The organism is Algorimicrobium bowmanii (assembly GCF_054031195.1).
Window position 1 is genome coordinate 2,847,771 of sequence record NZ_CM132929.1, and the last position, 14,137, is coordinate 2,861,907.

Below are 14,137 nucleotides of genomic sequence, written 5' to 3' on the forward strand. Positions count from 1 at the left end.
TTGTAAATAGTTCCCAATTAGTGGCAAACTAAGTATATTAATTAATTTAAGCTATTTGATACTTTAATAATATCTGAAAACAACCCCCTAGCAGTCACAGCCTTTCCTGCACCTGCCCCCTGTATAACGACAGGACTTTCACCATATGATTCTGTGAAAATTTCAAAAAGAGAATCTGCTCCTTTTAATTGACCTAATGGCGACTCTTTATTTGCAGCCACCAGCTTCACTTCTAAAGTTTGCTTAGCGACATCCAACTCTCCCACATAACGCAAAACTTCATTTGCAGCTAAATCTTTTTTTCTATTTTGAAAAGAACCATCCAATTCCTTAGTTCGCGCATTAAATTGCGATAAACTGGTTTTTCCATTTAAAGTTTTTGGTACTAATGATTCTATTTTGACCTGCTTAAATTCCGTTTTTAAATTTAGTTCACGTGCTAGAATCAGTAATTTTCTAGCAACATCATTCCCCGATAAATCTTCACGCGCATCGGGCTCAGTTAACCCTAATTTAGATGCTCTAGATAAGACTTTAGAAAACGGCAAATCAGATTCAGAATATTCATTAAAAATATAACTTAACGACCCTGAAAAAACACCACGAATTTTAGCAATTTGCTCACCTGAATTATACAAACTTTTTATTGTTTCTATTATTGGTAAACCTGCACCTACATTTGTTTCATACAAAAATGTTTTCTGGTGCTTTTTTAAAGCATAACGTAATTCGGTATAAAACTCATAACTCAAGGTATTTGCCAACTTATTAGCAGAAACAATATGAAATCCACTTTCTATAAGCGGCACATAATTTTTTACAAAATCTATACTTGCAGTGGCATCGATAGCTATTACATTCTGAAACCCTTGCGTTTTCACATACTGAATGATATCCTTAACACTATAAGGAACAGAAAATTTATCAAAATCTATAGACCATGAATTTTTAAGACCACTATCGTTATAAAAAGCAAGTTTAGAATTCGTAATAACAGGAATTTCCACTTGTAGCTGATGCTCGGATTGAAGCTTCGATTGTGCTGATTTTATTTGCTGAATTAACGTACTACCCACATTTCCTATTCCAAAAATAACAATTTGTATTTTTTTATTTCTTGACATAACTTTTAGGTGTTTTTATAGCAGCAAAAGCTTGTGATAAATCATTAATTAAATCCTCAGCATCTTCTATTCCGCAAGACAAACGAATTAAAGAATCTGCAATACCTGCCTGCAAACGACGTTCTCGAGGCACAGAAGCATGAGTCATTTGTGGCGGATGACACAACAAACTTTTTACACCCCCCAAACTTTCAGCTAACTTAAAGTACTCGGTACTCGTTACAAACTGGTTTGCAGCATCTTGAGTATCCACTTTTAATGTAAACGAAACTATCCCACCATACAGTCCGTTTTGTTGACGTTTAGCAATTTCATGATTTTTATGCGTAAGCAGTCCTGGAAAAAAGACATCATTAACAGCCTCGTGGTTTACTAAAAAAGCAGCTACTGCAAAAGCATTTTCGCATTGTTTTTTAAAACGAAGTTCTAAGGTTTCGATTCCTCTAATAGTTAAAAAACAATCCCATGGTCCAAGAACGCCACCAGAAGCATTTTGAATAAATTTAATTTTTTCTGATAGCTCAGGTGTTTTAGTTACAACCAAACCGGCTACTAAATCTGAATGACCACCTATGTATTTTGTACCACTGTGTATTATAATATCAGCACCTAGATTTAATGGCTGCTGAGCAATTGGACTAGCAAACGTATTATCGACAACCAAATAAGCATTAACGCTTTTAGCTATCTTAGCTATCTCTTGGATATCAGAAACCTTTAATGTGGGATTTGTTGGCGATTCAATCCAAATCAATTTGGTTTTACTACTAATAGCATTGGCTACATTTTCAGCATCGGTAGTATCAACATAGGTAACTTTAATACCTAGTTTTTCATATACATGGGTAAATAAACGGTAAGCTCCACCGTAGATATCATCAACCGCAATAATTTCATCGCCGGCAGATAACAGTTTCAAAACACCATCAATAGCAGCTAATCCCGTTGCAAAAGCAAAGCCTGCATGCCCATTTTCGAGTTGCGCTACGATATTTTCTAAAACACTACGGGTTGGATTATTACTACGAGCATAATCGAAACCTTTGTTTACACCAGGAGCTTCCTGAATAAATGTTGATGTCTGATAAACCGGTACTGAGATTGCCCCTGTTAACGGATCGCTTGGAATGGAATGAATAATTTTTGTTGCACTCATTTTTCTAATTTTTTTGAGTTAATAAATAAATTAAACCAAAAGTCAAATAGGCTTCACTTTGAAGCGTACCTAATAGAAAAATGTTAAAAAGAAAATACGATTTACAGATGAGTAAAATCGTTTGTGTTATCTATCCGGTATTTTAATAAATGAATTAAAAACCAAGTAGAATGTAGCACCTTCTTTGTATAGAACAAAGGGTTGCTAAGGTTTCAGCGGGTCTATTCCCTCAACCTTTCTTGATAACATTTCAGTAAGTTTTTGAACTTTGTGAGCACAAATATTGCAACACAAAAAACAATTTTCCAAATTTTTTTTCAATTATTTTTTTTTAGCACATGCTTTTGGTAAAATAAAATCAGTTTTACTTAACAAAATTACAACACCCTTAATTTAAGTGGGTGCAATTTAGCAAATGTGTAAAAATAAAATCATAACCCCTATTTCATGTGGGGTGTATTGTTAATTTTAATAATTTAGAGCCAAAAAATATTATTTTTCATGAAAAAAATTGAAGCCATCATTCGAAAATCAAAATTTTCAGATGTCAAAAAATCTTTACACCAAATTGGAATTAATTTCTTCTCCTATTGGGACGTTACGGGCCTAGGAAATGAAAAGGAAGGACATGTTTATAGAGGTGTTTCATATAGCACAAGTGACATCCAACGTCGCTACTTATCAATTGTTGTAAATGATGATTTTGAAGCACCAACAATTGAAGCCATTTTAAAATCAGCAGCTACCGGAGAAGTTGGTGATGGAAAGATTTTTGTTTCAAATATTGACGAAGTTTATAGAATAAGAACGGGAGAAAAAGGTAAAAACACACTAAACTAAGACATCATGGAATTAACTACCAACAATTTATGGATGATGATTTGTACGGCATTAGTATTTTTCATGCATCTTGGTTTTGCTTTTTTAGAAATAGGTCTAACACGACAAAAAAACACACTAAACATACTTTTTAAAAATATTTTCATCATTACATCTGGATTAATTCTTTTTTTTCTAATTGGCTTCAACTTAATGTACCCTGGAGAATTTAATGGCTTTCTAGCGCTTCCTTCATTCGGACTTGACGCTCCTTTAAACGTTAATGGCACATTAGATTTAAACTACAATAGCGGTTACACTTATTGGACCGACTTTTTATTCCAAGGCATGTTTGCTGCAACTGCAGCTACTATAGTTTCGGGAGCTGTTGCTGAACGCATGAAAATTGGCCCTTTTATGATTTTCACCGTCATATACATTGGTTTCATATATCCTATAGCAGGCTCATGGAAATGGGGAGGTGGCTTTTTACAAACGCTAGAAACACCTTTTTATGACTTTGCCGGATCAACACTTGTACACTCAGTTGGTGGATGGGCAGCCTTAGTAGCTGTTTGTTTATTAGGCCCTAGAATAGGGAAATACAAGAATGGCAAACCTCAAGCTATACCGGGACATAATATACCTATAGCTACGGCGGGTGTCTTTATATTATGGATGGGTTGGTTTGGTTTTAATGGAGGTTCAGTTTTATCTGCAAATCCAGAAATTACATCACTAACCCTTGTAACAACATGTTTAGCAGCAGCATCAGGTGGATTATTTGCTGCTATATTTTCAACTATTTTGTACAAAAACATGGATTTAACCATGTTTCTAAATGGAATTTTAGGAGGCTTAGTAGCCATAACAGCTGGGGCCGACCAAATGAATCCTATGGACGCCATATTTATTGGTGGTATTGCTGGAGTCATGATTGTTTTAGCAGTATCCTATATTGACAAGTTTAAATTAGACGATCCCGTAGGCGCTATTGCAGTACATTTAATTTGCGGTATCTGGGGCACTTTAGCCGTTGGTATTTTTGGAAATCTTGCTGGTATTCAACAGTTTTTAAGCCAACTAATAGGCATAGGTGCTTATGCCGTGATATGCATAGCATCTTCTTATCTTATATTTTTTATTCTGAAGAAATCAGTAGGTATTAGAGTCAGTGAACGTGAAGAACTCGACGGATTAGATAGTCATGAACACGGCATGAATGCATACCCAGATTTTAGATTAAATGACCATTAAACAAATTTGTTAGTTAATTTGTTAAATCCCGAAAAGACTCTTAAATTTTTCTTAAGAGTCTTTTTTATACCCTAAAGTCATTTTTTAGTTATAATTTAATACGTACTTTTGTCAAATAATTAGTTAGAGGAAAAATTTGATCTGATTGCAACCTCATAAAAAAAATGCTAAAGCAGTAGATTTCACACTTCTCTAGCCCCCTCGCAATCCGACCAAACTTCCGTAATTTAAACAAATTTAAAATTACAGTATATGTCATATTTATTTACTTCGGAAAGTGTTTCTGAAGGACACCCAGATAAAGTTGCCGACCAAATAAGTGACGCCCTAATAGATAATTTTTTAGCTTTCGACTCAGAATCTAAAGTAGCCTGTGAAACCTTAGTTACAACAGGACAAGTCGTTTTAGCAGGCGAAGTAAAATCCAACACTTATTTAGACGTACAAAAAATAGCACGTGATACCATTAATAAAATTGGATACACTAAAGGCGCCTATATGTTTGACGGTAGTTCATGTGGTGTTTTTTCTGCCATCCACGAACAGTCTGAAGACATAAACCGTGGTGTTGATCGCGCTAGTAAAGAAGAACAAGGTGCAGGAGACCAGGGTATGATGTTTGGCTATGCAACTAGTGAAACAGAAAACTACATGCCACTAGCTTTAGATTTATCACACAGATTATTACTTGAGTTAGCTGAACTTCGTCGAGAAAACAAAGACATCACTTATTTACGTCCAGACTCTAAGAGTCAGGTTACAATAGAATACAGCGATGACAATGTACCGCAACGAATTGAAGCCATTGTAATATCTACACAGCATGATGAATTTGATGAAGAAGCCGAAATGCTTAGTAAAATTCGTAAGGATATTATTGAAATTCTAATACCTAGAGTCGTTGCTAAATTACCAGAACATATTCAGGTTTTATTTAATGATGATATAACATACCATATTAATCCAACTGGAAAATTTGTAATTGGTGGTCCCCATGGCGACACAGGATTAACCGGTCGTAAAATAATCGTAGATACTTATGGAGGAAAAGGCGCACATGGCGGTGGTGCTTTTTCAGGAAAAGACCCGAGTAAAGTGGACAGAAGTGCCGCTTACGCAACCAGACATATTGCTAAAAACTTAGTTGCTGCTGGCGTTTGCTCTGAAGTTTTAGTTCAAGTAAGTTATGCCATTGGCGTTGTAAAACCAACATCTATATACATTGATACTTACGGTACTTGCGAGTTTAACATGACCGATGGTGAAATTGCTCAGAAAGTTTCAGAAATTTTCGATATGAGACCATCAGCTATTGAAAACCGTTTAAAACTCCGTCAACCTATGTACAGCGAAACGGCAGCTTACGGACATATGGGACGCAAAAATGAAGTTGTATCTAAAACATTTGAACAGCTTAACGGTAAGCCTGTAACGGTAGACGTAGAGTTATTTACATGGGAAAAACTAGATTATGTTGATAAAGTAAAAGAAGCTTTTCAGCTTAAATAAAAAACCGAAATAAATTAAAACGCTGTAATTAATTTTACAGCGTTTTTTTTTAGCACAACCCTTAAACAAAAAAATCCATACAGCTGTATGGATTTTTTTTTTCAAATTAAGTGGGGAGAGCAGGATTCGAACCTGCGAAGACGTAGTCAGCAGATTTACAGTCTGCCCTCGTTGGCCGCTTGAGTATCTCCCCAAAAGCGTTGACAAATATAGTATAGTTTTTGAGTTTTTCAGATAAAAAGATGAGAATTTTACTATTAAAAACACAACAAACTCATAATGAAACTGTTTATCTAAAAATTAATTTCAAACAAAAAAGAGAGGTGCTAGTAGCACCTCTCTTTTTTAACTAATAACCTTTTCTTTTATAGGTTATATATAACACGTAATGTTAAAAATCTTGGCTGAATATAATACTCATTAGTACTTACAGACAAAGTACCTGCATTAGTTTGACTCTGTGATTTTGTATTTAATAAGTTTGTTGCTTTCATTTCAAATTCCCATTTAGCATCGGCATCTTTTCGGTAAGCTAAAGAAGCATCCCAAAAATCAAAACTATTAATCTTACCATCTTCATCACTCAACAAGTTATATTCATAACTTGTTTTAAAAGTGAAAGCTTCCCATATTAAAGCATCAAACTCAACTTTTGGAGCATTGGTATAGAACTTAGAGCGTCTTGTTCCTTGATCATTGTCCTGAATACCGTAAGTATAGCTAACTTCAAAGTTAGGTGCTTCACGATAATTTGAACGTAAGGATGCTGTATAAGATTGGTTGTAATTTTCATTTACCGAACGCTGATTATTAATAAACTGGTTAAACTTATTATAAGAAAAACTACCTCTAGCTGTTGCCCTTAACTTACCAAATGCACGCTGAAAACGGCCACTAATTGAAACATTTTCATCTGCAAAATTTGAATTAAAAGGTGTTCCTACACTAATAACACTTCCAGGACTAAACTCGGAAGACGTTCTAATCTTATCTATGTTTTTAGTATAACTTGCACGCGCATATACATTAGTATAGTTAAACATGTTGAAACTAAAATATGTAAGACTTAAATTATGTGCCAATGAACTTTCTAATTCTTGATTTCCAGAAAAGAATGAATTATACCTATTTAACACCAAACCTTCTGCTAATTGATTTATATCGGTAAACTCGGTTTGCATTCGATAATTGAACGTTAAGTTCTCACTTTTCTTAAATTGAATTCGGGTATTAAAATCAGGTAGAATTCTGAAAAAGTTATCTGTATAAGTTACACCAAACTGCTCATTTTTGGCACTATAAGCATGTGCTGATATACCAGGTGTTATAGTAAAAATACCTGCTTTTAATTCGTAATGCAACCCTAAATAAACGTCTGTAAATGTATAATCTGTATCATTTTCCCCATTATAGTTTAGAGGATCATTATAAGATAAAGAACCATCGTCTAGCGTTTGAAAAATACTAGAATCAAACTTCTGATTACTTAAAATAGTTCCTAAAGTAATATTGATATTACTCTTCTTATTCAACACATTCCAATAATCTAATTTTGCATCTAATTGATTCGATTTTACACGTTTATTTTGTGACAAATCATACATAGACTGATTTTGATTCATACCTAAATCCGCTGCAGTATCATCATAAGGATCGTTAGGGTTTAAGTTATTGTTAGTAGGATCGTTTGATAAAAGTGCATTATAAAATGGATCCTCATCTTTTATAAGGTGCGTTGCTTCAAATGCGAATATATTACTTTCGTTTAGCGTATAATAGTAGTTTAAATTCTGATTAATACTAAAAGGATTGGTATCTTCATTTTGAGCAATCCCACCTATAACTGTAGAATATAAGTTTTGCTCCTGCGTTTCTTGAGACACACGACCTAATATTTCATAATCCAATTGGTTATTTGCGTTAGGACGATATTTGGCACTTAACTTTAACATCCCTAAATCACTTCGTTGTGTTGTATTACTTTCTGTGGTTTCATCAGGTATCCCTAGTTCAGGATCGTTGTAAATAACAGCACTGTTTTCCTGTAATAAAATTTTGTTTCCGGTATAAATACCAAAACCACTTAAATCCAATTTTTCATTAGGCGAATAACTAAAATTAGCTGCACCGAAACGTGAATTAATTTCTTTAGCTCTATTATTTTGTAGCGATAAGAAACCTAAGCCATTATCACTTAAATTAAGATTAGTACCACTATTCTGGCTAGGACGATTAAAACCACCTGAAAAATTAAAATAATCACGACGCGTAAAAGCTAGTTCACCAACATTATTAATATCACCAATAACATTCACACTGTACTTTGGACTATAGTAAAACAACTTTGGTTGTGCTAAGTACAAGCCTCCATCATCAGAAACACCACCTCCAGCGGTTACGGTTCCAAACCAAAAAGCATCCTTACCTTCTTTTAATTTTATATTGATAGCAATATTATCTTGGTTATTTTGCACACTACTCAACTGCCCTACTTCGGCGTAATTTTTAAGTACTTGAACCTTATCAATAGCATTAGCGGGTATATTTTGTGTTGCTAATTTAGAATCGCCATCAAAAAAATCTTTCCCTTCAACCATTACCTTGGCAACGACTTTACCTTCAACTTCTATCTGGCCGTCAGAATTAATTTCTACACCTGGCAATTTCTTAAGTACATCTTCTAATTTACGCTCGGTTCCAGACTTAAAAGAATCGGCATTATAAATAAGCGTATCACCTTTTATAGTTACAGGCATTTCGTAAATAAGCTCCACCTCGTCTAATGCATTATCATTTTGAAGTGTGAAATTTTTAGAGATATCAGATTCTTTTGTAGAAACAGCAACATCTGAAGTTTTCATTCCTATATAACTCACTTGAATTTTATAATCGGTATTTTTCTCTAAGGACAATTTATAACGCCCTTGTTCATTTGTAATTCCGTAAGCATCTAATTTATTTGTTTGTTGATTAATAGCAATAACATTGGCTAACTCCAACGTATTCCCAATACTATCTTTAACAACACCTTCAATTCTAACTTGAGAAAAAACTGAAAATCCGACTAATAGTAAAATACTTGTTATAACATGTTTCATGTAACTGTTGATTGGTTTAAAATTTACCCTTTAAGGTATAAAGTAAGCACAACAAGCGTTTTTAATTTAAAACCAAAAATGCCTGCTTCTAAAAGTTTTTATTATTTATATGAAGTATTATTAACGTCCACGTCCGCCTCCACGTCCACCGCGTCCACCGTACATTTCGCGCATTTCTTCGGTTTTCTCTTTTACAATAGTATTGTATTCTTCACGTGAAACTTTTTTCCCTTTTGTAGGCTTTTTAATTGTCGTTTTTTGAGAAGGGTTTAAAATTATCTTAGAACATAACATAGTCGTACGATCGGCATTAATTTCAAGGATTAAACCAGGAAGCCCCCAATATTCGCCAGGCCCATTATTAACGGGTATTTGCGGTGTATACCATGCAGTAACCATAATTTCTTTTGGAGCATCAGCATCTGGTTTTCTATCTTTAGAATTCCCTTCTCCATTAACTGAATCGACAGGTTTCTCTTTCTTTTCAGCTTCTCCACCTCTTGGACCTCTACCAAAACTAGCAAAATCAAAGTCAGTAGATTTTTTAACAGCAGTAGCTTTAAAACATGTATACTGACCTATTTGTCTTGTTTCTCCACTTAACTCCCAGTCTAAACTCTGCATATCTTCAACTACAAGAAACTGTTTCCCAAAAAACTCTTGTTCTTGTAACAATTGCTTTTCTTTTACATTCTTATATTGCTCTCCACCAGTAAAACTACTCATCATACCAAATCCACGACCACCACCAGAACCCGGTGCATCTAATTTTTCTTCCTCCTTATAAGTCGATTCTGTTTGCGTAAACGTTAAAATATATGTTTTTTCAAGCATATCTTTCATACGTTCCATAATTTGCTTTTTTCGCTGCTCATTCATATCACGGCCACCAAAATTATCCATATTCATGGTTGTTTTAGTTTGGTAATAAGCAACACCTTGAAAATCCTGTTGCGCAAAATTATAGGAAACACTCAATAATGCTAAACCTGTAATTGTGAGTAATTTGTAAAGTTTATTCATAAGAAATCTTATATGCTATTAAAAATAAAGTTTTGTTAATTACCTCATTAGACTTCTAAACATTAAAAATGTAAAACCACTTTATGTTAAAGTTTTCTTAAAACAATTATATCTCATAAAACGAACCACTTATAATCAGCTCTTTTAAAATTTCTAAAAGCCTATAAATTTGAGATGAATTTTGTATTTTTCAATTCTATGAAACAACTTTTATTACGCCTCTTACTTACACTCACAGCTCTCCCTGTTTTAGCTCAAGATAGTATTCCCACCTTGTATAAAGGAAAAGTAGCTTTAGAGGTAGAAACCATTATTGGTTTAGATAATTTTGATACGCGTTACTACATATCAAACAACGTTCTTTATAAAACCACAGCAAACCAAACCATAAATTACAGCAATGTTCAATTAGGAAAAATAACTTCGGTAGACATCTTTAATCCACTTAAAACATTGGTATTCTATAAAGACTTCAATACCGCCATTATATTAGATAATAGATTAGCGGAAATTTTGCGAATAGATTTCAATACGGTGCAACCCTACAAGAATGTCGCTTTTGTTTCATTAGGAAACGATAACACCATTTGGATTTTTAATACAGACAATCAACAATTAGAACTTTACGACTATAAGAATAAAACCGTTCGTGCCACTACCCTCCCTGTTGTTTCCAATACCTTGTCTGTTACAAGCAATTACAATTACGTATGGATGCTAACTGAAAATTTTATTTATAAATACAGCTACTTTGGGAGTTTGATTTATAAAGTTGAAAATACGGGATTCACACAATTAGTAAAATACAAAGACAACATTATACTGAAAAAGAAAAATAGCCTGTATCAACTAACTGACAAAACCCAAGAAATCAGAGCAATTTCGCTGCCAGATTTGTTAATAAATCAGTTTTTACTAACGGGAGAAACCTTGTATATTTACGACTTGAAAATTCTACATGAATTCCAACTAAAAAATTAAAGCGTATGCATGTTGCAGTAGCCGGAAATATAGGCGCAGGAAAAACCACACTTACCAAATTATTAGCTAAACATTACAATTGGGAGCCGCAATTAGAGGACGTTGTAGACAATCCGTATTTAGATGATTTTTACAACCAAATGGAACGTTGGAGTTTTAATCTACAAGTCTATTTTTTAAATAGTCGTTTTCGTCAAGTAAATCAAATAAGAGAAAGTGGTAGAGATATAATTCAGGACCGTACTATATATGAGGATGCACACATTTTTGCACCCAACTTACATGCTATGGGATTAATGACTAATAGGGATTTTGAAAACTACCATTCGCTATTTGATTTAATGGAGTCCTTTGTACAAGGACCAGATTTATTAATTTATTTACGTAGCTCGATTCCTAATTTGGTAAATCAGATCCACAAACGTGGACGGGATTACGAAAACACTATTAGTATTGACTACTTAAGCCGTCTTAACGAGCGCTATGAAGCGTGGATTCATGGTTACAACAAAGGTAATTTGCTTATTATTGATGTAGACAATATGGATTTTGTAGCAAATCCTGAAGATTTAGGCACAATAATCAATAAAATTGAGTCACATATTCATGGGCTATTTTAAAAAGTAGGAAATAATAAAAACAAAAAAACACGCTTCAATAGCGTGTTTTTTTTGTTTTTTACTCAGTCATAAAATTTATTTCCCGGTATTTACACGTTCATCGGTTATATCCATTTCAAACTCTGTTGCTTCACGTTTCATTTGAGTAATTTTATAATCTACCTCGGCTTTGGTTCCTGTTATAACTATTTCTTCTTTTTCTATTTGGTTTCCATCTGAAACAGTCACGAAAACTATAGCTTTTGCTAACTCATCAGATTTAATAATAAAATCGACATAAACTTTCGAACTAACACTCAGTCCTTCAGATTGTATCATTTCAACAGTATCTGATTTTGGTTCTAAAGAATGCCCTCCTAAAATTGGCGCAATAACTAAACCTATTAGACAAGTTAATTTAATTAAGATATTCATAGATGGTCCAGAAGTATCCTTAAATGGATCACCAACAGTGTCACCTGTGACAGCTGCTTTATGCGCGTCAGACCCTTTATAAGTCATTTCTCCATCAATCATAACGCCAGCCTCAAAAGATTTTTTAGCATTATCCCAAGCTCCACCTGCGTTATTCTGAAAAATTGCCCACAACACACCTGACACTGTTACACCTGCCATATAACCACCTAACATTTCAGCAACGGCCAGTTTATTCATTCCAAACAATAATGGTACAAAAGCAATAATTATAGGAAAACCAATAGTTAGTAAACCAGGCAACATCATTTCCTTTAAAGATGCTTTAGTAGAAATAGCAACACATTTATCATATTCAGGTTTACCAGTTCCTTCCATAATTCCTGGGATTTCTTTAAACTGTCTACGAACCTCCTGTACCATTTCCATAGCAGCTTTTCCAACAGCATTCATTGCTAATGCCGAAAATACTACCGGCACCATTCCACCTACAAACAACATAGCAAGAACAGGTGCTTTAAATATGTTTATTCCGTCTATTCCAGTAAACGTTACATATGCAGCAAACAAAGCTAAAGAAGTTAAAGCTGCTGAAGCAATAGCAAATCCTTTTCCGGTGGCTGCAGTTGTATTACCCACGGAATCCAAAATATCTGTACGCTCTCTTACAATAGGGTCTTGCTCGCTCATTTCGGCTATACCACCAGCATTATCTGAAATAGGTCCAAAAGCATCAATAGCTAACTGCATTGCTGTAGTTGCCATCATAGCCGAAGCAGCTAAAGCAACTCCATAAAAACCAGCAAATGCGTAAGATGCCCAGATAGCAGCCGCGAATAATAACACCGATGAAAAGGTTGAAATCATACCTGTAGCTAAACCTGCAATAATATTGGTACCTGCTCCAGTACTAGACTGTTGCACAATTTTTAAAACAGGCTTTTTCCCTAATCCTGTATAATATTCCGTTACGGATGAAATAACAGCTCCAACAACCAAACCAACAAGTGTGGCATAGAAAACACGCATGGAAGACACTTCGACTAAACCTTCACCAAAAAAACTCATGGTCATTGTATGTGGTAACATCCAATTTACTAACCCAAAACAAGAAACAGCTACTAAAAAAATAGATGTCCAATTACCTATATTTAGAGCCCCCATAACCTGAGCCTCTTTAGCGTCATTACTTTTTATTCTAACAAGGAGAGTTCCAATTATAGATATAATAATACCTGCCCCTGCAATTGCCATTGGTAGTAAAATAGGCCCAATACCTCCAAATTCATCGGCAATTGAACCTCCCATATCTTTAATAACATAATTTCCAAGCACCATTGCAGCCAAAACAGTTGCCACATAAGAACCAAACAAATCGGCTCCCATACCCGCAACGTCGCCAACATTATCACCTACATTATCGGCAATAGTTGCTGGATTTCGTGGATCATCTTCAGGTATACCTGCTTCCACTTTACCAACAAGATCAGCTCCTACGTCGGCAGCTTTTGTATAGATACCACCGCCTACACGTGCAAAAAGTGCAATAGATTCAGCCCCTAAAGAAAAGCCCGCTAATGTTTCGAGAACAATGGTCATATCAAGAGTATTAGTCCAAACACCCCCCATAAAAACATGATAAAAGACAATAAAAAAGACTGTTAATCCTAGTACAGCTAAACCTGCTACACCTAACCCCATTACGGTACCGCCACCAAAAGAAATTTTTAATGCATTTGGCAAACTTGTGCGTGCCGCTTGGGTTGTTCTTACATTTGTTTTAGTTGCTATTTTCATACCTATATTCCCTGCAAAAGCAGAAAATATAGCTCCACAAATAAAAGCCACAACTATTAACAAATGCGTTGTAGGCACTATAACAGATACTACAGCTAGAGCAACACTAACTATAACCACAAAAATAGCTAACAAACGATATTCTGCATTTAAAAATGCTAAAGCGCCTTTGTAAATATGATCGGATATTTCTTTCATTTTACCATCACCTGCATCCTGTTTGAGAACCCAAGCTTTTTTAGCAATCATAAAAATCAATCCTATTAGCGCCAGTACTATTGGCATATAAATCATTAGCGACTCCATAAATTATTAGAATTTAGTTAGTTAATAAGCCTT

10 protein-coding genes, 1 tRNA gene and 1 riboswitch are annotated in these 14,137 nt (G+C 34.5%); of the genes, 5 read left to right on the forward strand and 6 right to left on the reverse strand.

Annotated features, from left to right (window positions below; genetic code table 11):
• Positions 1-41 precede the first annotated feature (41 nt).
• Together ACW5R3_RS12810 and ACW5R3_RS12815 are read right to left on the reverse strand one after the other, a co-directional pair.
• Positions 42-1,124 (reverse strand): aspartate kinase, encoded by a 1,083-nt coding sequence (locus ACW5R3_RS12810; RefSeq protein ID WP_456577412.1) that lies wholly within the window; start codon positions 1,122-1,124, stop codon positions 42-44.
• Positions 1,111-2,280 carry a trans-sulfuration enzyme family protein gene (locus tag ACW5R3_RS12815; RefSeq protein WP_456577413.1) on the reverse strand — a complete coding sequence of 390 codons (1,170 nt, stop codon included), beginning with the start codon at positions 2,278-2,280 and terminating at the stop codon, positions 1,111-1,113. The genes ACW5R3_RS12810 and ACW5R3_RS12815 overlap by 14 nt, the downstream gene beginning before the upstream one ends.
• A gap of 123 nt (positions 2,281-2,403) precedes the next feature.
• A riboswitch (SAM riboswitch) is annotated at positions 2,404-2,529 on the reverse strand.
• Between the two features lie 252 nt (positions 2,530-2,781).
• Between ACW5R3_RS12815 and ACW5R3_RS12820 the strand changes: the two genes are divergently transcribed.
• The 3 genes from ACW5R3_RS12820 (at position 2,782) to metK (ending at position 5,865) form a co-directional block, all read left to right on the forward strand.
• Positions 2,782-3,120, forward strand: coding sequence for a P-II family nitrogen regulator (locus tag ACW5R3_RS12820; RefSeq protein ID WP_456577414.1), 339 nt, complete (start codon positions 2,782-2,784; stop codon positions 3,118-3,120).
• Positions 3,121-3,126: 6 nt separating this feature from the next.
• Positions 3,127-4,356 (forward strand): ammonium transporter, encoded by a 1,230-nt coding sequence (locus ACW5R3_RS12825; protein ID WP_456577415.1) that lies wholly within the window; start codon positions 3,127-3,129, stop codon positions 4,354-4,356.
• 252 nt (positions 4,357-4,608) lie between these two features.
• Positions 4,609-5,865, forward strand: a complete 1,257-nt coding sequence (gene metK / locus ACW5R3_RS12830; RefSeq protein ID WP_456577416.1) for a methionine adenosyltransferase — start codon at positions 4,609-4,611, stop codon at positions 5,863-5,865.
• Positions 5,866-5,976: 111 nt separating this feature from the next.
• On the opposite strand, the gene ACW5R3_RS12835 is transcribed toward metK, so the two are convergent.
• The 3 genes from ACW5R3_RS12835 to ACW5R3_RS12845 all read right to left on the reverse strand — a co-directional run bounded on the left by ACW5R3_RS12835 (position 5,977) and on the right by ACW5R3_RS12845 (position 9,986).
• Positions 5,977-6,058 (reverse strand) — tRNA-Tyr (locus ACW5R3_RS12835).
• A 172-nt stretch (positions 6,059-6,230) separates the two neighbouring features.
• Entirely contained in the window at positions 6,231-8,963 is a 2,733-nt protein-coding gene (locus tag ACW5R3_RS12840; RefSeq protein WP_456577417.1) for a carboxypeptidase regulatory-like domain-containing protein, read from the reverse strand.
• A 120-nt stretch (positions 8,964-9,083) separates the two neighbouring features.
• On the reverse strand, positions 9,084-9,986 hold the full coding sequence (locus ACW5R3_RS12845; protein WP_456577418.1) for a GLPGLI family protein: 903 nt from the start codon (positions 9,984-9,986) through the stop codon (positions 9,084-9,086).
• A gap of 198 nt (positions 9,987-10,184) precedes the next feature.
• Here ACW5R3_RS12845 and ACW5R3_RS12850 point away from each other — a divergent pair, with 198 nt between their 5' ends.
• A complete protein-coding gene (locus ACW5R3_RS12850) occupies positions 10,185-10,967 on the forward strand; it encodes a hypothetical protein (protein WP_456577419.1) in 783 nt (260 codons plus the stop codon).
• A gap of 5 nt (positions 10,968-10,972) precedes the next feature.
• Positions 10,973-11,587 carry a deoxynucleoside kinase gene (locus ACW5R3_RS12855; RefSeq protein ID WP_456577420.1) on the forward strand — a complete coding sequence of 205 codons (615 nt, stop codon included), beginning with the start codon at positions 10,973-10,975 and terminating at the stop codon, positions 11,585-11,587.
• Between the two features lie 75 nt (positions 11,588-11,662).
• Here ACW5R3_RS12855 and ACW5R3_RS12860 read toward each other — a convergent pair whose 3' ends face one another.
• Complete coding sequence (locus tag ACW5R3_RS12860) at positions 11,663-14,104, reverse strand: sodium-translocating pyrophosphatase (protein WP_456577421.1); 2,442 nt, start codon at positions 14,102-14,104, stop codon at positions 11,663-11,665.
• Positions 14,105-14,137 lie beyond the last annotated feature (33 nt).